Origin of the sequence: Pseudanabaenaceae cyanobacterium SKYG29 (assembly GCA_025055675.1) — a bacterium.
Classification (GTDB): Bacteria; Cyanobacteriota; Cyanobacteriia; order Pseudanabaenales; family Pseudanabaenaceae; genus M5B4.
The window spans coordinates 460,132-479,632 of the sequence record JANWWT010000001.1 but is presented as its reverse complement, the minus strand read 5'-3'; the positions used below and the strand labels follow the sequence as shown (position 1 = coordinate 479,632).

The following is a 19,501-nucleotide window of genomic DNA, read 5'->3' as shown; positions in this document are numbered from 1 at the left end:
GTGAACTACGGTCGCAAGCAAATCATTGCCGGCAACTGGAAAATGTATAAGACCCAGCCAGAAGCGCGGGATTTTCTCATTAAGTTTTTGCCCCAACTCCACAGCGATCGGGTGTGGTGGCTAGATGAACAAAAGAGTAACCATGTACCCGATATTGTGATCTGTGCGCCTTTCACTAAGTTACAATTCCTCTCCGAAATTCTGGTATTAGCTCCTAGAAATTTAATGATCGGGGCGCAAAATATTCACTGGGCAGATGAGGGTCCCTTTACAGGGGAAATTTCCGGGCAGATGCTCAATGAGTACAATGTCCGCTATGTGATTGTGGGGCACAGTGAACGTCGCCACTATTTCTGTGATACGGATGAAACAGTACGCAAGCGGGTCATGGCTGCCCAAGCCCATAATATTACTCCCATCCTGTGTATTGGTGAAACTAAACTGCAGCGGGAGTCAGGGGTAGCGGAAGATGTCTTGACCAGTCAATTGACTAATGCCCTAGAGGGAATTGACATTACTAACTTAGTCATTGCCTATGAACCTGTCTGGGCGATCGGGACGGGGGATACCTGCCACCCCCAAGAGGCAAATCGGATGCTCAAACATATCCGCTCTGTGCTTAACTCCGATCGGATTACGCTCCTCTACGGTGGCTCAGTCAAGCCGGACAACATTGATGAATTAATGGCGCAACCGGAAATTGATGGTGTACTGGTTGGTGGTGCTAGCCTTGACCCCAATAGTTTTGCGCGGATAGTTAATTTCCATCTCCCCACTCCTAGACCATGAGCGACCTGGAAAAACCTAAACGTCCCAAGCGTCCCCATCCTCCACCTGCTCCACCCCCCGCCAAACCCAAATTAGAATTGGTGCGGATTACTCCTGCCCAACCACCCGCACCCCCTACTAAGCCTGCGGAATCAGTCCCAGAGGCGGCAGCAAAGCCGCAAGAAGTAGAGCAAGCAACCCAGCCAGCAGAACCTGTTCCTAAGGGATTACAGCCTATTCTTCCCCCCACAACTCCCCTACAATACCGGGCGGTTGGTCTGGTGGAAGGGCGATTTGTGCCTGAAGAGTCCGACATAGGCAAGGGTACTCTGGTTACCCCGGATGGGCAGTCCCTCTCCTGCGTAGTTTTGGGCAAGATGATGTCTCTAATTAAAAAGAGGTTGGCACCCGATCGTTCCTATCTGTGGGTTGTCTATCCCCGTACTCGCAATCAAGATGCTGAACTCCATCTACAAATTGCAGGGGTGTGGGCACCAGTAGAGTTGGGCAAGTCGGAAACACCTATTGATCCTGGTTTTCCAGAGGGGCAATTTTCTATCCGTGGTGAAGTAGTGCAGGTAGAGCCAGAACAAATTGTGGTGAAAATCAAGCGCAGTGATGCCAAGGCACAGATTAACAAAGCATTGCGTAAGTTCAAGCTCAAGATTGCTGGCACTGTCCCCCCAGAACAGAAGAATTACTTTTGGGATATGACGGTAGTGCGAGAGGGTAAAACTCTGAGGTTTGTCGAGGGAAAGGCGCTAGAACCGATCGTGCAACAGAAGAAAATTGCCAAACCGAAAAAGAAAAGCAGACCCAGGGGCAAAACTCCTGCCCCTCCTAAAACTGCCGCTCTCGATCGTCCCCGCCTGCCCCGCCGCCCTGTCCGTCCTGCTCCCCCCCAGTAGAGTGGTAAAAACGGGGGGTGTAAACCCAAACCTGATTTCTCTTGCTGATGATTTTGGTGTGACTGGAACCGACTAAAACGATCGTTTGCATATCGACTAAATCGGGGTTGAAGTCTTGCAAAGTTGTGATAATCACTTCTTCACCTGGGCGATCGAGATTTTTCCCCACCACCACCACATTTTGGGGCGATCGATATTGGGCTAGTATAGCTTTAGCTTGATGGATTTGGCTGCGACGGGTACTAGAGGCAGGGTTGTAGATAGCAATGACAAAGTCGGTTTGGGCAAGGGCACGGAGACGATCGGCAATTGTTGACCAAGGTTTGAGATGGTCGGACAGGGAAATTACGGCAAAGTCATGACCGAGGGGAGCGCCCACCTTAGCTGCCAAAGTTTGGACTGCCGAAATGCCAGGGTGGAAGGTGAGGTCAAAATTTATATCCGTGTCTGTTTTATCTAACACTTCCAAGACCGTAGTTGCCATGCCAAAAATGCCTGCATCCCCTGAAGAAACTACCACTACCTGTTTTCCCTGTTGGGCTAACGCAATAGCTAGATGGGCACGATCGGTTTCCTGTTTGTTATCAAAACTGTGGACAGTTTTATGACCAGTAAATTTAGATAGCAGTTTGATGTAGGTGTGGTAGCCGACAATATCGGTACTGCCAGATATGATTTGTTGTACTGCAGGAGTAAGCTTGTCAACATCCCCAGGACCTAATCCCACAACTGCTAATTTGCCCCTAAGGGGTGTACATTGATAGGCTAAATGGCTATGACTCAAGTCATCAATTTTGCTTGCCGTGGTAATAGTAATTTGATGGGTAGCATTATCACTAATGGGTAAATCGCTATTGGTCAGCCAGTCAGGATTGGGGCAATCGATCGACACATTGAGCTTGACTTTTGCCCCTGCTAACAAGTCTGCCAAGAAATGTTTAGCCTCCCCAATGGGGTTCAACAATCTGTAGCCCTGGGGTGGCGATAGTAAACTTACCTTAAAGCGGTTACTGCCTGTGCTAGTAATGGCAGGCTGAGTGTGCAAAATTTGGGCAATCACTGTGGCTAACTCATTGGCTCCCTGCAGACCACCCAAGAGGGGAACTACGGTACTGCCATCCTCAGAGAGGGCAATAACAGGGGGTTCAATCGTTTTATCCTGCAAAATAGGGGCGAGACTCCTAATCAGAATACCTGCACTACAAATCCCCACTAAGCTGTAACCATCTCGGTATAGCTGCTGACAAGTAGGGGCAAATTCTGTAAAAAAAATATCAGCAAAGCATACCCGTTTTGCCCAGCCATAGATTTTACTGCTAGGGTAGTGAGATTGCAGCAACTGAGCTATCCTTATCCCCCCTTCTCCTAACACTAAAATCGCTAACTCTCTCATAGACGGCTAAGGCTGGGCACTAAAATCAGAGAGAAATAGGGAACACGATCGGGGTCAACCAATTCTAGGGGTATGACTTTTTGCTCCGCCATGGTTGCTCTTTCAATGTAAATAGCCCTGGGTAAGAGCTGTAGTTCTTGCAAGACCGATCGTACCTTCGCAAAATGTCTAGTCAGCTTAATAATGGCACAGGCATCGACAGAATCTAGTTCATTTCTTAGCCTAGCAGCATCCAAAGTAGCGGGGATAATTTTGAACACTTCCTGACGATAACTTAGGGGCAAACCCAGTGCCGCCGCTGCGCCCAAAGGCGAACAAATACCAGGAATAACCTCGATGGGATACTTACCCTGCAATCTTGTAAATACATACATAAATGAGCCATATAACAGGGGGTCACCCTCACAAATGACAGCCACGTCCTGACCCAATTCCAAATAGGGCAACAGGGGAGCGATTGCCCTGTCGTAATCCACTTCTGTGGCATCTAAAGAGCGAGGCAAGTGATAGACAACTTCAATTTGGTGGGGGCACAAATAACCCTCCACTATCCGCCGCGCATTACTTTTGTGACCATCGGCTGCCTGATAGACCACCACCCCACAGGACTGTAAAATACGCAAGCCCTTGACCGTAATTAGTTCAGGGTCACCAGGACCAACACCAATGCCATAGATTGTGGTCATGCCAAAGCCAACCCGTTGACCGCCGCTACTGCCAGGCTACTCCCCCCCCTGCGCCCATGGAGAGTGAGAAAGGGTATACCCCAGGGATTCTCCGCCAGGGCCTGTTTGGCTTCCGCTGCCCCCACAAAGCCCACAGGAAAACCTAAAATCACGGCTGGTCTGGGATACCCCACCGCTAACAATTCTAGGAGCCGAAACAAAGCCGTAGGGGCATTGCCAATAGCTATTACTGACCCCGCTACATATTCCCGCCATAAATCTACTGCCACCGCCGATCGGGTATTGCCTAGCCTTTTTGCCAACTCCGGCACCCGCGGGTGATGGAGCGTACAAATTACCTGATTTTGAGCGGGGAGAAAAGCTTTGTTAATCCCTTGCGCCACCATCTCACTATCACATAAAATGGGCGACCCCCCTTGCAGCGCTTGCTTGCCGATCGTTGCTACATCCCCACCATAGGCTAAATCCTGGACAATATCCGGCATGCCGCAACTGTGGATTAAGCGCACCACGATCGGTTCTAAGGCTGGGGGCAGGTGGGACAGGTCTGTCTCCGCTCTAATGGTGGCGAAGGAACGGCGATAGATTTCTGCCCCATCCCGCAGGTAGTCCATCTAGGCGTTGAGCAGTGCTTCAATGTCTTTAATCAACTCAGGGTTATCGGGCGCAACACTTGAGGGGTAGTATTTGACCACCTTACCCTGTTTGTCCACCAAGTACTTGTTAAAGTTCCACTGCACTTCCTTGTTGGTTTCAGAAGTGAGGCACTGGTAAACGGGCACTTTATCTGGACCCTTGACTTTCACTTTGCTGAACAGATCGAAGGTTACCCCATAACGGGACTTAGTGAACTCCTTGATTTGCTCCTCTGTGCCAGGTTCCTGTGCCCCAAAATCATTACTGGGGAAGCCCAGAATAACGAAACCGCGGTCTTTGTATTTCTGATACAACTCCTCCAAGCCCTTGTACTGGGGTGTATAGCCGCACTGGGAAGCAACATTCACTACCAAGCAGACCTTCCCTGCGTACTGGGATAAATTCACGGGCTGTCCGTCAATATTAGTAACCGTATATTCGTGTAAAGTGGGCATAGATTCTTCCAGCTAAAGGACATGGCAGAGGCGATCATCCTCATCGGCGTACCTGGGAGCGGCAAATCTACCCTCGCTCAAGCCCTGCTCCAGCAGACCAGTAATGCAGTGATTGTCAGCCCCGATCGGGTGCGGGAACAGCTCTACGGTGATGCTAGGATTCAAGGTAACTGGAGTGAAATTTGGCGAGCAGTGGAGTCCGCTTTTGCCAGAGCCAGTGCCGATCGCCACTCCGTGATATATGATGCCACAAACTATCGGGCGGAATATCGGCGGAAAGTCATAGACCTGGCACGGAAGTACGGCTTTGACCCCATTCGCGGCTGGTGGCTGAATGAACCCCTATGGGTATGTCTTATGCGTAATCAACAGCGCGATCGGCAAGTGCCCGAAGATGTAATTGTGGAGATGTATCGCCATCTGCAACTGTCGCCCCCCCGCCTGCAGGAAGGATTCGATTATCTGCTATCCCCTTTAGCCAAAAATGAAAGTGAATGGATTGACTAATTGGTTACAACAGTTAGGTAGCTGTCATCTAGAACATCAAAAACTAAAACATCGAGGGTATAGCCCCCTACCCCCAAATTCCCCTCATCTAAGGAATCATTTAAGAGCAAGAGAATGCCCGTCTGCCAAAGTCTCTTATAATTCTGCCGTGGTCAAACAGTATTAGTTAGTTAAATCTGTTATAGGGTTGAGGACTGCTACAAATAGACTGAGACCTATGTAGCCTATGGGGATAACTCAGGTCAGAGACTTGCCAGGATTGATTAAGATGATCAAAAACTCCCATAGCAAACCATGGCAACTGCTCCCACTTTTGATCAAAAATCTCCTCCCAATCCCCAATTGATTGATGCCTGTGTCCATTGCGGTTTTTGTTTGGCTACTTGCCCTAGCTACCGTGTCATCGGTAAGGAAACGGACTCCCCCCGTGGACGTATCTATCTGATGGATGCCATCAATACCCAAGAGATTGGACTTGCTCCTAATGTAGTGCAACACTTTGATACCTGTTTGGGTTGTCTAGCTTGTGTTACTACCTGCCCCTCAGGGGTGCAATACGATCGGCTTATCAGTGCCACCCGTGCCCAAGTGGAAAGAAATTTCTCCCGATCGCCCTTTGACTTCCTGCTGCGTTGGTTTATCTTTCACATCTTTCCCTACCCCCAGAGAATGCGCTGGTTGCTGTACCCGCTGTGGTTGTATCAAAAACTAGGTCTGCCCTCACTTCTGCGTCAACTGGGTGTATGGCGACTGCTGCCCGATCGTCTCCGCGCCATGGAATCGATCTTGCCGCCTGTGACGAAAGCCGCCTTTAGCGATCGGTTACCGGTCTTGGTACCTGCCCAGGGACAAAAGCGCTATCGAGTGGGGGTAATCCTTGGCTGTGTGCAACGCCTGTTTCAACCCCAGGTGAATGAAGCAACGGTCAAGGTACTGGCGGCAAATGGTTGTGAAGTGGTGATTCCCCCCGTACAGGGTTGTTGTGGGGCGCTATCCCATCACCAAGGGCAAGAACAACAGGCACAGCAGCTGGCAAGGGAAATGATCGATTGCTTCAGGGCAGCTAATGTGGATTATGTGATTATCAATGCAGCGGGATGCGGTCATACCTTGAAGGAGTACCACCATTTGTTGGCAGATGACCCCCAATACAAAGACCAGGCGAAGGAGTTTGTGGCTAAAGTCAGAGATATTCATGAATTTTTGGATGCAGTGGGCATGACAGCAGAGTTAAAACCGATCGGGTCTGCTCCTTTGAGGGTGGTTTATCAAGATGCCTGTCATTTGTTGCATGGACAAAAGATTAGCTTGCCACCCCGACGATTGCTCAAACAGATTCCTCAACTAGAACTAGCAGAAATTGTCGATAATGCCATCTGTTGCGGCAGTGCGGGAGTCTATAACATTCTGCAACCGCAAGTGGCAGAGGAATTGGGCAGACAGAAAGTGCATAATTTGTTAACGCCGCGACCTGATGTGATTGCTTCCCCGAATGTAGGGTGTGCTTTGCAAATTCGTAAGCACCTCGCTTTGCAGCATAAAGATGTGCCTGTGTTACATCCTGTGGAGTTATTAGCCCGCTCCCTAGGAAATCCTCTATCATAGAGTCACTGCCAGACGAGGGTTGCCTATGTGTATTTGTGTCAATTGTTACTTTGTCGATCAGTGCATCACCTACCATGCGGTGGAACACCAACACCAACAACCCCATCTCACGGCTTACCCCGATTTTATGCCCCATAATCCCCAAATTAATGTCAATATTCGTACCCAAGGGGAAGAAATTCTCATGGAATGGGATGTGGTCGGCTGTGATAGTTTCCGTCTGGAACAGGGGAAATGGTCTCGCCTCCGCCCTGGGGTGGCTGTACCGACCTAGATGTTGTTAACCGATCGGGCTTATTTCTTGTTGGTGGTAGTGGGCTTAGTGGGAGCGGTTTTCTTTGGGCTGTCTCCTGCTTCCTCCCGTTGGCAAGTGGCAGCTTTGGCACTGGTAGTCGGCAATCTGGCTGTCCTCGGTCTGGCGGTTATTGATGTTCTCACCATCGATCGGGTCAAGGTCAGACGGTCGATAGCTCCCCGCCTCTCCATTGGTAAACCCAATCCTGTGGAAGTGACGATCGAGACTGCTTCTCAACCTTGCTATGTGGAAATACGGGACAGTTACCCACCGCAGTTTTCGGTGTCACGGGATACGCTACAGCTGCAACTGGGAGCAAGGGTAAGGTATGAATTGGGTTACACGATTAGACCCGATCGGCGGGGGCTTTTTACCTGGGGGGACATTTATGTGCGGCAGCGGGGGCGATGGGGGCTAGCTTTTTCCCAGTGGACTGTACCTGCTAGACAAGAGGTGGCAGTCTATCCCGATCTGGTCTCCCTCAAGGCTTTGACAATTAAACTGGCAATGGAGGCAGGGGGGGCGATCAGACAAAAGCGGCGCTGGGGCATCGGGACGGAATTTGCGGAATTGCGGGAATATCGTTTGGGGGATGACACCAGGTTAATCGATTGGAAGGCGACAGCGCGGCGGAACCGCCCTCTAGTAAGAGTATTAGAACCAGAACAGGAGCAGACTTTGATTATCCTGCTCGATCGGGGTCGGCTGATGACGGCACGGGTGGCGGGTTTAACCAGGTTCGATCATGGTTTGAATGCTCTTTTAGCTCTAGCGCTGGCGGGACTGCACAGGGGCGATCGGGTGGGAGTAGGAGTATTCGATCGGGATATGTACTGCTGGCTACCGCCAGAACGGGGACAACATCGCCTGGGGAAGATCATGGAGCAACTGACGGCAATTGAGCCTCAGCTCTTGGAACCTGACTATATGACAGCAGTGGGGAAGGTAGTACAGCAACAGACTAGGCGAGCATTGGTGGTAATGCTCACAGACATCATTGACGAGACAGCTTCAGCAGAACTGTTGACAGCTATGACCCATCTCACTCCCCGCTATTTGCCCTTCTGTGTTACCTTGCGCGACCCTGAAGTCGATCGGTTAGCCCACACTTTCCCTGACCCCGCCAGTGCCGATCGGATACCTATTGCCATCAAGGATGCTTTTAATCGGGCAGTTGCCCTCGATTTGCTTGACCAACGGGAACTAGCTTTTGCTAAATTGCGCCAGCACGGGGTGTTAGTTTTGGATGCCCCTGCCCATCAGGTGAGCCAGCCCTTGGTCGATCGGTATTTGCAGTTGAAGCAACGCAGTCTCCTATGAGTGATTGGTACTGGGAAGGCGGAAGTTTACGGTGTCGTTTACTCGATCGGTGGCAACACTGTTTTCTCACCAAAGACCAGAATCCTCCAACTGATGCCCTCTTTGCCAAACAAGTCCATGGCAATCGCTGTGTCTATGGTCTGTTGGTTCGGCAAGCTCACCAACCCCAGGACTGTCAAGCTCACCAACCCCAGGACTGTCAAGCTCACCAACCCCAGGACTATCAAGCTCACCAACCCCAGGGCTATCAAGCTCACCAACCCCAGGGCTATCAAGCTCACCAACAACCCCAGGACTATCAAGCTCACCAACCCCAGGACTATCAAGCTCACCAACAACCCCAGGAATATCTGGATCAAGGTCACCAAACTCATCAAACACAAGAAGAAGACCAGCAGCCCCACAAAAATACGCAGGCAGAAGACAGACTGGAAGCAGATGGCTTATGGCTCGATCGGCAAGTTGCCAAATCAATCTGGGTCTGTAGTGCCGATTGTGTACCGATTTTAGTGGGGGATAGGAAGAGGGGCACAGTAGCCGCCGTTCACAGTGGTTGGCGGGGGACAGCAGCAAAGATTCTCCCCATCATGGTGGCAACTCTGGTCGAGCAGGGCAGCAACTTGACTGATTTGTTATTTGCTTTGGGTCCTGCTATTAGTGGGGAGAAGTACCAAGTGGGGCAAGAAGTAGCCGATCGGGTGTTAGCCACCCTGACAGACCCTGTGGGAGTATTGCCCGATGAACTACCTGGGCATTGCCGTTTAGATTTGCGTCTTGTGCAGCAACAACAACTCCTGGAGCTGGGCATCCCCCCTGAGCATATTGCCATTGCTCCCTACTGCACCTACCAAAATCCCCATCTCTTCTACTCCTACCGCCGCAGTTGCCACACCCAGGACGGACAGACAGGCAAAGTCCAGTGGTCAGGTATTACACCTTGGTCGCCCGATTGATGGATTTTTCTACTTCCCGCACCTTCTTGCCCCGCCACATTAACTTCAGGGGTGTACCCTCAAAGCCCAAGGATTTGCGCAGTTGATGCTCAATGTAGCGGCGATAGGTGTCATTAAACCGATCGGGGTCATTGACAAACAGCACGATGGCAGGGGGAGCAGTTGCCACCTGAGTACAGTAATAAATCTTGCCCTGCTTGCCGCCCCGGGAAACTGGGGGATTGTGCCAAGCGATCGCTTCATTGAGCGCATCGTTCAAAACCGCTGTGGGTACACGACGTTGATGCTGCTCTGCTACCTTATCTACCAAGTCCAGAATTTTAGGTACCCGTTGCCCCGTCAAGGCACTGACAAAAATTAGAGGAGCGTAATCAATGAACTGCAAGTCCGTTCTGATATTTTTGGTGTACTCATAAATTGTGTAGCTGTCCTTTTCGATCAAATCCCACTTGTTGACAACAATAATGCAGCCCCTGCCCTCTTCTTCAATGCGTCCCGCTAACCGCTGATCCTGCTCCGTTACCCCCTCCTGGGCATCCAACACCAAAAGCACCACATCCGATCGACGAATTGCCTTAAAAGCACGGTTGATACTAAAAAATTCTGCCCCATACTCCACATTCTTTTTGCGCCGAATCCCCGCCGTGTCAATCAACCTGTAACGCTTCTCTCCCCGAGTGACCACCGTATCAATGGCATCTCTAGTCGTACCCGCAATGGGACTGACGATCGCCCGCTCTGAGCCAGTAAAAGCATTGAGGAGACTGGACTTGCCCACATTTGGACGACCCACGATCGCCACCTTTGTTTCCTCCTCCTCCGTGACAGATTCTGGGGGGGGCAAATAGGCTACCAACGCTTCCATCAACTCCCCTGTACCCACACCGTGAATACTGGAAATGGGGAAGGGTGCCCCCAAGCCCAACCGCCAGAACTCCGCCGCTTGGGACAGCCCCACACTTTCCGACTCACACTTATTTACCGCCACTAGGACAGGAATAGGATGGTGGCGCAACCACTCCGCAATCTGTAAATCCCCTGGGGTTAAGCCCTCCTGTCCATCCACCACAAAAATTACCGCCGTTGACTCCTGTACCGCCGCCAGGGTCTGCTGACGAATCTGGGGCAAAAACGCCGAATCATCATCAAAAACCAACCCCCCCGTGTCCACCACCATGAACTCATGGGCTCCCCAAAACGCCCTACGGTAGGTACGGTCCCGCGTAATGCCAGGCTCGTCATAGACAATCGCCCACTGCTCCCCTGTAATGCGGTTGAGGAGCGTTGACTTACCCACATTGGGGCGACCTACAATAGCAACGATCGGTAAGCTCATTGGGCAGGTTGATTGTTTTGCGTATTCTGTGGCAGAAAAGCAGCCTGGGCGTTCTGACTTTCGTAGATACAGTCTACCTTGACACTCTTAGGGTCTTCTATATTACCAGAATAGCCAAAGGTATTGAGACGGGCACGGCAGCGCTGAATATCTTCCCCCGTAATTAACTGCCTTTGTTGTAACTGATTCCAGTTATTGGGTAGAACCACACACCCAGGCTGGGAATCTGACTGACTCACATAGACATTGTAGGGATTGAGGGTGACATAGATGCGATTAGTGGTGACCACCGCAGCATAGCCAAAATTCGTACAGAACTGCCCCGCCAAATACTCCAGCCTAGTCACATCTACTGTGCGCACTGTGGGATTAAGGGTACTGATGGCTAGACCTACCCCAATGCCCAAAACGAATATCGCCCCCGCAATGGCAATTTTCAGGCTGGTATCATCCCTGGGGGGACTAGCCGCAAACGTCGAAGACCGTCTCCTTGCCATAGTGTCATCCTATACTTACCCCATCATACCTCCCCCCTGATCCTAAAAACATTCTTAGAAACCAGTCAAAATCCCTAACATTGTCAGACTTTACAAGAAAAAATTTCGCCAGGAAGGAGAACTTCCCTATAATTTTTACTATCCGTGGCGCTCCCAATAGGACTACATGGACTAAGATCAATGGTAAATGAGGAGTAACCTATGAGTATCTTCAATAAACTGCGCAGTTTCGTGGGATTGTCTGAAGACCAGGAATACGACTACGAGTACGAGGAGACAGGCAGTAGGGAGTATACCCCGCCGGCAGAAGAACCTGCTCGCCCTGCTCCTGAGCCAGAAGATTTTTCCACGCGGCGGCGGGAGCGTCCTTTTCGCAGTGAAGTGGGTAGTAATGTGATCGGCATGCCCGGTGCGAGCAATGTTGTATCCCAGGTGGTGTTGATGGAGCCACGGAGCTTTGAGGAAATGCCTGCTGCCATTCAAGCGCTGCGGGAACGTAAGTCGGTGGTCTTAAATCTAACCATGATGGAACCTGACCAGGCGCAGCGGGCAGTGGATTTCGTCGCAGGCGGCACCTATGCTATCGACGGACACCAAGAACGCATTGGCGACAGTATCTTTCTGTTTGCCCCCTCCTGTGTGCAGGTAACCACTATGGGGGGTAACTTGAGTGAGCCACCTCTGCCACAGGTGAAAATTCCCTCCCGTCCTGCCATGTCTTCCCCCGCTTGGTCGGCAGAGCCTTCGGTGAATCGCTTTGCGCAACAGTAAATTTGCCCTCGGCATTGTGGGTGTGGGGGTGATGGGGGAAGCTATCCTCTCCCGTCTTCTCTCCACGGGTACCTATGCCCCAGGGGAGGTGGTGGCTAGTCATCCCCGATCGGAGCGGTGTACTTATCTGGAGTCTCATTACGGTGTGAGAGTGGTAAACCGTAACTCAGATATACCGCCCTGTGAAATTCTCTTGCTGGCTGTAAAGCCCCAAAAATTTACCACGATCGCTTCGGAGTTAGCCTCTATCATCACTGACCTGGTGCTATCTGTCATGGCGGGCGTTAGTTTGAGCAGTTTGGGCAGAGTGTTTCCCCAGTTACCGATCGTGCGGGCCATGCCCAATACCCCTGCTCAGGTGGGGGCAGGAATGACTGCCTTTGCCTGTAATGATCTGGTGACAGCCCCCCAGAAGGAAAGGGTGAAATTTACGTTGCAAGCAGTGGGGGAGGTAGTGGAAGTGCCGGAGGAGTGGCTAAATGCTGTCACAGGGTTGGCGGGATCGGGTCCTGGTTATTTGGCAGTGGTGTTAGAAGCTCTGATTGATGGGGGAGTGTTGATGGGTTTACCCCGTGCCCTGGCACAGACCTTAGCGATACAGACTATGTTGGGAACAGCCCAGTACCTTAAAGCCAAGCATATTGACCCTGCTGACTTGAAAAGTCAGGTTACTAGCCCCGGGGGAACAACTATTGCAGGGATTTACGCGCTGGAGTACCATAGGTTAAGGTTGGCATTGATGGCGGCAGTGGAAGCAGCTAGCAGGCGAGCAGCAGAACTAGACTATAGTCCATGACCCAGGCACTGACCCACGAAGATTACACAGTTACCTATGATGCTAACGAGGGAAGAGTAGTTTTCACTGGTAGTATGCGTTTGCCAGGGGCTAATGCCTATCGACCTCTTGCTGAATTCCTTGACCACATTTTAGCAAGTGGTGTTAGCCATCTAACCCTTGACCTCAAAGAACTCAAACTCCTCAATAGTTCTGGGATTACTGCCCTATCGCGCTTTGTTATCAATGCTCGCCAATATCCTGAGCTAAAGTTAGTAGTACGGGGGTCGAAAGCTGTATTTTGGCAGGAACGTTCCCTGGGTAATTTGCAACGCCTGCTCCCCACCATGGAACTTTACTTAGAATAGAGTTAGCTGACCTGGCGGTAGCGTTATCCTCAGGGAAATGGCGTACCTGGCTCCCTTGCTTCTGTTAACTTTGCTGGCTACGGCTCAACCCAGAATCATCAAAAATAGTCAGGATTTGCCGCAGATAACTACTGTGCAGGTAACTCCGATCGTATCTGGCTTAGCACACCCCTGGGGTATGGTCTGGTTACCCGACGGCAGTGCGTTAATTACGGAAAGACCAGGCAGAGTCAGGCATTGGCAGGATGGTAGGTTGCGTCTGGTAGAGGGAGTTCCTCCTATGTTTGCCGCTGGTCAAGGGGGTTTACTAGACATTGCTCTCCATCCCGATTTCCCCCAAAGTTCCCTTGTATACTTTACCTACGCCCAAGGGAATAGCAGTGCCAATCAGACAACGGTGGCAAGGGCGCAGTTTGACGGCAAGCATCTCCGCAACTGGCAGGTAATTTGGCGGGCGCAGCCTAGTAAGTCAGGGACTCAGCACTTTGGTGCACGGTTATTGTGGTTACCCGATCGCACCTTACTTGTTACTGTGGGTGATGGCGGCAATCCCCCCAATAGTCTGGGGGGCAAGTTGATTCGGGAGCAGGCGCAAAACCGACGGAGCCACCTGGGCAAAATTGTCCGTATGACTGCTGACGGCAAGGTACCCCCTGATAACCCCTTCGTCAACGACCCTAATAGTGATGGTTTCCTATGGACGATCGGGCATCGCAACATTCAGGGATTAGCCCTGGACCCCCAAACTAGAGAAATATGGGCAGCGGAGCATGGTGCACGGGGGGGTGATGAACTAAATCGTCTGCGGGCAGGCCAAAATTATGGCTGGCCTGTGGTATCGCGGACAAGGGAATATAGTACGGGCGCACCGATCGGTAAACCCTCTGCCCCTGGTATGGTTGACCCTGTGGTGGTGTGGGAGGAGGCGATTGCTCCCTCTGGTTTAGCAGTGTATCGGGGAGACAAGTTTCCCCAATGGCGGGGCAATTTATTAGTGGGGGGATTAGTATCTCAGCAAGTGCAAGTCCTCAACCAGAAAGGAGAGGTGATTGGGGCAATTCCGATTGGTAGGCGGGTTCGGTATGTAGGACAGGGTAAAGATGGTTTTGTGTATGTCTTAACAGATGAGCCGAACGGACAATTGCTACGCTTAGAGCCATGAAGACAGCGGTCGTATTGCTCTCAGGGGGATTAGATTCCTCAACGGTGCTTGCCCAGGCACTGGCAGACGGCTATACTCCCATTGCTCTTTCCATTTTCTATGGACAAAAACACCAGCGGGAACTAGAGGCGGCGAAAGCGATCGTTGCCCACTTTCATATCCAGGAGCATTACATCCTAGCAATCGACCTATCCCAATGGGGTGGCTCTGCCCTCACCAGTCCTGATATTCCTGTGCCTACAACAGGCGTTAATCCTGCTATTATTCCCCCCACCTACGTCCCCGGCAGGAATACGGTTTTTATCGCTGTAGCTTTATCCTTAGCGGAAGCCAAAGGAGCAGAGGCGGTCTACTTGGGGATCAATGCTGTGGATTATTCTGGCTACCCTGACTGTCGTCCTGAATATTTGCAGGCATTTCAGCATTTGGTCAGCCTCTCTTGCAAAGTGGGCATTGCGGGAAATCCACCCCGTCTAGTGGCACCGCTAATTCATGACCGCAAAGTGGATATTGTTAAAAAAGCACTAGCACTAGGAGTACCGATCGAGTTAACCTGGTCGTGCTACCAAGGGGGAGAGAAGCCCTGCGGTGTCTGCGATGCCTGTCGTATTCGCCAGCAAGCCCTGATAGAAGCAGGTAGGCCTGATTTGGTCTAGGTTCTTTGGTAACGCATGCCTGGGTGTTGTATGACAATGCCTAGGATTTCTAGCTCTAACAATTGGCTAGCCAGTTCTCCTGACTGTAAGCCCGACAGGGCAATTAACCGATCGAAACTAATCGCTTCACTGTAGGGGATGAGGTCTACCACACGGCGGTAGGCTTCTGGAATTGGCAGCTGGCTGGCATCCGCTGGAGGGTCGAGGAGGGGTAATTCCCCCAAAACTGCTAGGAGTTCATCTACTCCCAAAATAATTTGCGCCCCTCTCTGCAACAACTGTAAACAACCCCGCGCCTGTTTTGTGTCCAGATTGCCAGGCAGAACAAATACCTCCCGCTGATATTCATTGGCTTGGTAGGCAGTAATCAATGCCCCTGACCCCTCTGGGGCTTCCATAACAATTACACCGCGGCATAGCCCGGCAATAATCCGATTGCGTTTGGGAAAGTGACTCCGATCGGGGGGTGTCCCCTGGGGATACTCACTTAAAACTAGACCTTGCGCCAAAATTTGCTCGTAGAGTTGTTGATGACGACTGGGATAGACCCGATCGACCCCTGTACCGACCACAGCGATCGTTTTTCCCCCGGCCTTGAGGCAAGCTCGTTGGGCGCAGCTATCGATCCCCTCCGCTAACCCTGAGACGATCACAAATCCCCGTTCCGCCAGGGCAGTGCTAATTTTTTCTGTCCAGCGTAATCCATAGCTGGTGGGGCTGCGGGTACCGACAATAGCGATCGTGTAACTTTCCGACCAAGTTTGCAGAGTCCCTTTGTAGTAAAGAATTGGTGGTGGGTCAGGAATTTGCCACAGTAGTTGGGGATAGTGGGGGTCAACCGGAGTCCAAACCTGGGGGTTTTGCTGCAAATGCTTTTGCCAAAGGGGGAGGGGATCGAGGAGGGAGCGCTGTTCTAGAATACTGGCAATGGTAATTTTACCCAAACCCTCCACCTGCCACAGTTCCTGCTCCCCGCTGTACCATGCCCGCTCCAGACTGCCGAAATATTCAAAAATCCGCTTCAGTAAAACGGGACCAATCCCCCGCATTTGTGACCAAGCATACCAATAGGCAGCTTCCATTAGCCCAAGCGTTCCCCCGTCGTTGGTGCAAAGAAGTATAAACGATCGCGGTCAAAGTATACTTTCTCCCCTAGGGGTTGGTTTGCCACTTTCATGAGCACTTCTCCCTGGGGACAACCTGTGATGTCAGCGTGTACTAACGTTTCTGCTCCCAGCAACTCCGTCAACTTAATTGCTACCGCCAGCCCTAACTCCCCCTGCGGCTGAAAGCGCAAATCTTCGGGGCGAATGCCCACTTCGATCGGTTGCCCCACCGGTACGGTCGTGTCGATCGGTAGAACCTGTCCGCCAATTTTGATTCCCTCTGGTACTACCACGCCCGGCAGGATATTCATGGGCGGATTGCCAATAAATGTCGCCACCATGCGGTTAGCGGGCTGCTGATAAATCTCCTGCGGTGTCCCAATTTGCTGAATCTGCCCCTGGTACAAAACTACCATCCGATCGGCTAGGGTCATTGCCTCCACTTGGTCGTGGGTGACGTAAATCATGGTGGTTTGCAGTTGGCGGTGCAGGAGCTTTAGTTCTGCCCTAGTGGTATCCCGCAGTTGGGCATCCAAGTTAGAGAGCGGTTCATCCAGAAGAAACACCTGGGGTTGCCGCACGATCGCTCTGCCCAGTGCCACCCGCTGTTGCTGTCCGCCGGAGAGCTGACTGGGTTTGCGTTGCAGCAGGTTTTCCAACCCCAAAGCCTTAGCCACAGACTGTACCCGTTCCCTAATCACACTTTTATCTACCCCCCGCATCCGCAGACCAAAGCTCAAGTTTTCTGCTACTGTCATGTGGGGATAGAGGGCATAATTCTGAAATACCATTGCCACATCCCTATCTCTAGGGGGCAGGTCATTTACTTTTTTTTCCCCTATGTAAATCTCCCCCGTCGTTGGTGTCTCTAGCCCTGCAATCAAACGCAAAATTGTACTCTTGCCACAGCCAGACGGACCGACCAAAGTACACAGCTCCCCGTCCCCTATCTGTAAATCGATCGTGCCTAACCTGTACCCTATTTCCTGCGTCTTACCCAAGGGCTGCCATTCCTTAGTGATACCTGCCAAGCGAACCCCTGCCATTAGTTAATCCCTGTATAGGGTCGTAGGCGGTAACCAATCCCCCTTACTGTTTCGATGAAATCCGGCGGGGCACCTACCGACATCAGTTTATTTCTAATAGAGAGAATGTGAGCTTTCACCGCATATTCTGTGGGTGGGTCATCTTGATCCCATAGTCTTTCCAAAATAGCATTACGGGTGAGGATATTTCTGCCACTAGCAATCAGCAGTTCTAGCACTTCAAACTCTTTACGCGTAATTGGCACTTGCTTTTGTTGATAAGTCACTTCCCTGGTTGTGGTGTTTAATTTTAAGCGCCCCCACTTCATAATTGTCGCTGCCGGCTTTTCCGCTGGTACCTGCACTACAGGGGGGGGAGTAAACTCAAAAATGCGCCGCTCCCATACTCTCAACCGCGCAAACAACTCCAGTAAATCGATCGGTTTGGTCATGTAATCATCTGCCCCTGCATCCAGACCGAGAACCTTGTCGGTAATAGTTTTACGGGCAGTGAGCATAATGACTGGCATAGTATAGCCCTTGTGGCGCAGACGACGGCACAGACTAATTCCATCCAGCTTGGGCAACATAATATCCAACAACAAAAGGTCAAACTTTTCCTGCGTACACTTCTCCCAACCCTCTTCCCCATCTGCTGCTATCTCCACACTGTATCCCTGATCTCGCAGGGCTTCCATCAGGGCTTCTCCCGACTCCGTATCGTCTTCCACCAGCAGAATCTTTAATTTATTCATTGTGAACTTATCGATTTCCTTGCGAACCTATAGCTTAATCGAATTATAGAATATTTCACTGCTGCCGGCGAGGGGAGTTAATTAAGTGTAAATAAATTATACAATTAATTGTCCTAGGACAGCAAACTTAGCCTGCAATTACTTTTTACCTCTAGGCTCTACTAGGAGAAAAGCTATCCCGGCAAAAAAACTTGGGCTAATAGGTCAGTAGCTTCTTTGACAGGTAAGGGCGGAGAAAACAAAAAACCCTGCCCATAATCGCAACCGATTCCTCTTACTTTGGTTAACTGTTCTACTGTTTCTATTCCCTCTGCAATCACTTCTACCCCTAGACTATCAGCAAGGAGCTGAATGATGTTAGCAATAACCCAATTTTTCTGTTTAATAAATGTCCGATCGATTTTAATGACATCAATAGGAAATTCCTGCACGCGACTGAGAGAAGAGTAACCAATGCCAAAGTCATCGAGGCAGACTTTTACTCCTAATTCTCGTAGTTGCTGCAGCTGGTTAATTGCCCGATCAACGTCCGTAATAATATCACTTTCCGTAATTTCTAGCTTAATCTGACTCGGTGAAACACCTGTAATACTCAACCCATTCTCAATCACATTGATAAACTGGGGATCAAGGAGTTGGCTCCCTGCCACATTTATACTCACCATCAATTGGGGATAGGCACTGTGCCAGCGGCTAAGTTGTAACATCGATCGTTGGGCGACCCAAGCACCCATGTTGTTAATCAAGCCTGTTTGTTCCGCAATCGGAATAAATTCCCCAGGGGAGACCTTGCCTCTAGTCGGATGTTGCCAGCGCAATAGGGCTTCAAACCCACTAATCTTGTTATCAGCAATAGACACGATCGGTTGATAGTAAATCTCCAGTTCTTGGTTAGGAATGGCTTGGCAGAGATCATTATATAAATCACGATCGATATTAAACCGTTCCTGAATTTTGGTTTGCAGGGTTTGGTTTTCTACGAGAAGTTGTCGTTGTAACCTGTACAGAGAAATGTGAGTGTTAACCCTGGCAATTACCTCTTCGATTTGAAAAGGTTTTGTAATATAGTCCACTGCCCCTAAGCTAAAGCCATGCACCACATCTTGAATATCGTTGAGAGCACTGATAAAAATAATGGGGATACTTTTCAGTCTGTCATCCAATTTCAAAGTCTCGCAGAGTTCATAGCCACTCATGCCTGGCATATTGACATCCAGGAGAATTAAATCAGGCAGAACAGACTGCAGCAACTGTAATGCCATCTGGGCGCTATAGGCGGCAATTAACTCAAAGCCTTTGCGACTGAGAATATTAGTGAGCAGCCGAACATTGTCGGGCATATCGTCCACTATCAAAATCTTAGCAGGGGAGAATTTACTCATCACAAAAAATTACTCTTAGCTTATGGTATCCTGTGGGGCTGCCAATTGTAGCATTTTCCTTGTCATCGCACAAAAAAGGGAGAATGTCTAGGTCTTGTATAATCGCCGCAATAGAATTTTAATTAAGGGAGTACCATTAGCA

At 50.5% G+C, this 19,501-nt stretch carries 22 protein-coding genes; 12 read left to right on the top strand and 10 right to left on the bottom strand.

What is annotated here, in order from left to right:
• On the top strand, positions 1-789 hold the full coding sequence (gene tpiA / locus NZM01_02305) for a triose-phosphate isomerase (GenBank protein MCS6958863.1): 789 nt from the start codon (positions 1-3) through the stop codon (positions 787-789).
• A complete protein-coding gene (locus NZM01_02300) occupies positions 786-1,676 on the top strand; it encodes a hypothetical protein (protein ID MCS6958862.1) in 891 nt (296 codons plus the stop codon). The genes tpiA and NZM01_02300 overlap by 4 nt, the downstream gene beginning before the upstream one ends.
• Here NZM01_02300 and cobJ read toward each other — a convergent pair.
• Genes cobJ through NZM01_02280 form a run of 4 tightly spaced genes read right to left on the bottom strand, consistent with a single transcriptional unit; the run spans position 1,609 to position 4,846 of the window.
• Positions 1,609-3,069 carry a precorrin-3B C(17)-methyltransferase gene (cobJ, locus tag NZM01_02295; protein MCS6958861.1) on the bottom strand — a complete coding sequence of 487 codons (1,461 nt, stop codon included), beginning with the start codon at positions 3,067-3,069 and terminating at the stop codon, positions 1,609-1,611. The genes NZM01_02300 and cobJ overlap by 68 nt on opposite strands.
• Entirely contained in the window at positions 3,066-3,755 is a 690-nt protein-coding gene (gene cobI / locus NZM01_02290; protein MCS6958860.1) for a precorrin-2 C(20)-methyltransferase, read from the bottom strand. Before cobI ends, cobJ begins: the two co-directional genes overlap by 4 nt.
• Positions 3,752-4,369, bottom strand: a complete 618-nt coding sequence (locus NZM01_02285) for a precorrin-8X methylmutase (protein MCS6958859.1) — start codon at positions 4,367-4,369, stop codon at positions 3,752-3,754. The genes cobI and NZM01_02285 overlap by 4 nt, the downstream gene beginning before the upstream one ends.
• Positions 4,370-4,846 carry a glutathione peroxidase gene (locus NZM01_02280; protein MCS6958858.1) on the bottom strand — a complete coding sequence of 159 codons (477 nt, stop codon included), beginning with the start codon at positions 4,844-4,846 and terminating at the stop codon, positions 4,370-4,372.
• A 21-nt stretch (positions 4,847-4,867) separates the two neighbouring features.
• On the opposite strand from NZM01_02280, the gene NZM01_02275 reads away from it, so the two are divergent.
• The 5 genes from NZM01_02275 to pgeF all read left to right on the top strand — a co-directional run bounded on the left by NZM01_02275 (position 4,868) and on the right by pgeF (position 9,526).
• Positions 4,868-5,353: an AAA family ATPase gene (locus tag NZM01_02275; GenBank protein ID MCS6958857.1), complete on the top strand. Its 486-nt coding sequence runs from the start codon at positions 4,868-4,870 to the stop codon at positions 5,351-5,353.
• A 294-nt stretch (positions 5,354-5,647) separates the two neighbouring features.
• On the top strand, positions 5,648-6,958 hold the full coding sequence (locus NZM01_02270) for a heterodisulfide reductase-related iron-sulfur binding cluster (protein MCS6958856.1): 1,311 nt from the start codon (positions 5,648-5,650) through the stop codon (positions 6,956-6,958).
• A 25-nt stretch (positions 6,959-6,983) separates the two neighbouring features.
• Positions 6,984-7,232: a Ycf34 family protein gene (locus tag NZM01_02265; protein MCS6958855.1), complete on the top strand. Its 249-nt coding sequence runs from the start codon at positions 6,984-6,986 to the stop codon at positions 7,230-7,232.
• Complete coding sequence (locus tag NZM01_02260) at positions 7,233-8,573, top strand: DUF58 domain-containing protein (GenBank protein MCS6958854.1); 1,341 nt, start codon at positions 7,233-7,235, stop codon at positions 8,571-8,573.
• A complete protein-coding gene (gene pgeF / locus NZM01_02255; protein MCS6958853.1) occupies positions 8,570-9,526 on the top strand; it encodes a peptidoglycan editing factor PgeF in 957 nt (318 codons plus the stop codon). The genes NZM01_02260 and pgeF overlap by 4 nt, the downstream gene beginning before the upstream one ends.
• On the opposite strand, the gene der is transcribed toward pgeF, so the two are convergent.
• Together der and NZM01_02245 are read right to left on the bottom strand one after the other, a co-directional pair.
• On the bottom strand, positions 9,504-10,862 hold the full coding sequence (gene der / locus NZM01_02250; GenBank protein MCS6958852.1) for a ribosome biogenesis GTPase Der: 1,359 nt from the start codon (positions 10,860-10,862) through the stop codon (positions 9,504-9,506). The genes pgeF and der overlap by 23 nt on opposite strands.
• Positions 10,859-11,359, bottom strand: coding sequence for a DUF3172 domain-containing protein (locus NZM01_02245; GenBank protein MCS6958851.1), 501 nt, complete (start codon positions 11,357-11,359; stop codon positions 10,859-10,861). The genes der and NZM01_02245 overlap by 4 nt, the downstream gene beginning before the upstream one ends.
• A gap of 201 nt (positions 11,360-11,560) precedes the next feature.
• Here NZM01_02245 and NZM01_02240 point away from each other — a divergent pair, with 201 nt between their 5' ends.
• The 5 genes from NZM01_02240 to queC are packed head-to-tail and all read left to right on the top strand — an operon-like array spanning position 11,561 to position 15,091.
• Positions 11,561-12,130, top strand: a complete 570-nt coding sequence (locus NZM01_02240) for a cell division protein SepF (protein MCS6958850.1) — start codon at positions 11,561-11,563, stop codon at positions 12,128-12,130.
• Positions 12,117-12,926: a pyrroline-5-carboxylate reductase gene (gene proC, locus NZM01_02235; protein ID MCS6958849.1), complete on the top strand. Its 810-nt coding sequence runs from the start codon at positions 12,117-12,119 to the stop codon at positions 12,924-12,926. Before NZM01_02240 ends, proC begins: the two co-directional genes overlap by 14 nt.
• Positions 12,923-13,273 (top strand): hypothetical protein, encoded by a 351-nt coding sequence (locus tag NZM01_02230; GenBank protein ID MCS6958848.1) that lies wholly within the window; start codon positions 12,923-12,925, stop codon positions 13,271-13,273. Before proC ends, NZM01_02230 begins: the two co-directional genes overlap by 4 nt.
• 37 nt (positions 13,274-13,310) lie before the next feature.
• On the top strand, positions 13,311-14,435 hold the full coding sequence (locus tag NZM01_02225) for a PQQ-dependent sugar dehydrogenase (protein ID MCS6958847.1): 1,125 nt from the start codon (positions 13,311-13,313) through the stop codon (positions 14,433-14,435).
• Positions 14,432-15,091 carry a 7-cyano-7-deazaguanine synthase QueC gene (gene queC / locus NZM01_02220; protein MCS6958846.1) on the top strand — a complete coding sequence of 220 codons (660 nt, stop codon included), beginning with the start codon at positions 14,432-14,434 and terminating at the stop codon, positions 15,089-15,091. The genes NZM01_02225 and queC overlap by 4 nt, the downstream gene beginning before the upstream one ends.
• Here the strand turns inward: queC and dprA are convergent.
• The 4 genes from dprA to NZM01_02200 all read right to left on the bottom strand — a co-directional run bounded on the left by dprA (position 15,088) and on the right by NZM01_02200 (position 19,359).
• A complete protein-coding gene (gene dprA / locus NZM01_02215; protein ID MCS6958845.1) occupies positions 15,088-16,173 on the bottom strand; it encodes a DNA-processing protein DprA in 1,086 nt (361 codons plus the stop codon). The two genes, queC and dprA, sit on opposite strands and share 4 nt — an antisense overlap.
• Positions 16,173-17,243, bottom strand: coding sequence for a sn-glycerol-3-phosphate ABC transporter ATP-binding protein UgpC (gene ugpC, locus NZM01_02210; protein ID MCS6958844.1), 1,071 nt, complete (start codon positions 17,241-17,243; stop codon positions 16,173-16,175). Before ugpC ends, dprA begins: the two co-directional genes overlap by 1 nt.
• Positions 17,243-17,977, bottom strand: a complete 735-nt coding sequence (locus tag NZM01_02205) for a response regulator transcription factor (GenBank protein MCS6958843.1) — start codon at positions 17,975-17,977, stop codon at positions 17,243-17,245. The genes ugpC and NZM01_02205 overlap by 1 nt, the downstream gene beginning before the upstream one ends.
• 173 nt (positions 17,978-18,150) lie before the next feature.
• Entirely contained in the window at positions 18,151-19,359 is a 1,209-nt protein-coding gene (locus NZM01_02200; GenBank protein MCS6958842.1) for an EAL domain-containing protein, read from the bottom strand.
• Positions 19,360-19,501: the final 142 nt, after the last annotated feature.

What these genes read in the sequence shown, in the direction of transcription:
- NZM01_02300 (MCS6958862.1), top strand. Translation starts at nt 786, where the DNA reads ATGAGCGACCTGGAAAAACCTAAACGTCCCAAGCGTCCCCATCCTCCA.
- cobJ (MCS6958861.1), bottom strand. Translation starts at nt 3,069, where the DNA reads ATGAGAGAGTTAGCGATTTTAGTGTTAGGAGAAGGGGGGATAAGGATA.
- cobI (MCS6958860.1), bottom strand. Translation starts at nt 3,755, where the DNA reads ATGACCACAATCTATGGCATTGGTGTTGGTCCTGGTGACCCTGAACTA.
- NZM01_02285 (MCS6958859.1), bottom strand. Translation starts at nt 4,369, where the DNA reads ATGGACTACCTGCGGGATGGGGCAGAAATCTATCGCCGTTCCTTCGCC.
- NZM01_02280 (MCS6958858.1), bottom strand. Translation starts at nt 4,846, where the DNA reads ATGCCCACTTTACACGAATATACGGTTACTAATATTGACGGACAGCCC.
- NZM01_02275 (MCS6958857.1), top strand. Translation starts at nt 4,868, where the DNA reads ATGGCAGAGGCGATCATCCTCATCGGCGTACCTGGGAGCGGCAAATCT.
- NZM01_02270 (MCS6958856.1), top strand. Translation starts at nt 5,648, where the DNA reads ATGGCAACTGCTCCCACTTTTGATCAAAAATCTCCTCCCAATCCCCAA.
- NZM01_02265 (MCS6958855.1), top strand. Translation starts at nt 6,984, where the DNA reads ATGTGTATTTGTGTCAATTGTTACTTTGTCGATCAGTGCATCACCTAC.
- NZM01_02260 (MCS6958854.1), top strand. Translation starts at nt 7,233, where the DNA reads ATGTTGTTAACCGATCGGGCTTATTTCTTGTTGGTGGTAGTGGGCTTA.
- pgeF (MCS6958853.1), top strand. Translation starts at nt 8,570, where the DNA reads ATGAGTGATTGGTACTGGGAAGGCGGAAGTTTACGGTGTCGTTTACTC.
- der (MCS6958852.1), bottom strand. Translation starts at nt 10,862, where the DNA reads ATGAGCTTACCGATCGTTGCTATTGTAGGTCGCCCCAATGTGGGTAAG.
- NZM01_02245 (MCS6958851.1), bottom strand. Translation starts at nt 11,359, where the DNA reads ATGGCAAGGAGACGGTCTTCGACGTTTGCGGCTAGTCCCCCCAGGGAT.
- NZM01_02240 (MCS6958850.1), top strand. Translation starts at nt 11,561, where the DNA reads ATGAGTATCTTCAATAAACTGCGCAGTTTCGTGGGATTGTCTGAAGAC.
- NZM01_02230 (MCS6958848.1), top strand. Translation starts at nt 12,923, where the DNA reads ATGACCCAGGCACTGACCCACGAAGATTACACAGTTACCTATGATGCT.
- NZM01_02225 (MCS6958847.1), top strand. Translation starts at nt 13,311, where the DNA reads ATGGCGTACCTGGCTCCCTTGCTTCTGTTAACTTTGCTGGCTACGGCT.
- queC (MCS6958846.1), top strand. Translation starts at nt 14,432, where the DNA reads ATGAAGACAGCGGTCGTATTGCTCTCAGGGGGATTAGATTCCTCAACG.
- dprA (MCS6958845.1), bottom strand. Translation starts at nt 16,173, where the DNA reads ATGGAAGCTGCCTATTGGTATGCTTGGTCACAAATGCGGGGGATTGGT.
- ugpC (MCS6958844.1), bottom strand. Translation starts at nt 17,243, where the DNA reads ATGGCAGGGGTTCGCTTGGCAGGTATCACTAAGGAATGGCAGCCCTTG.
- NZM01_02205 (MCS6958843.1), bottom strand. Translation starts at nt 17,977, where the DNA reads ATGAATAAATTAAAGATTCTGCTGGTGGAAGACGATACGGAGTCGGGA.
- NZM01_02200 (MCS6958842.1), bottom strand. Translation starts at nt 19,359, where the DNA reads ATGAGTAAATTCTCCCCTGCTAAGATTTTGATAGTGGACGATATGCCC.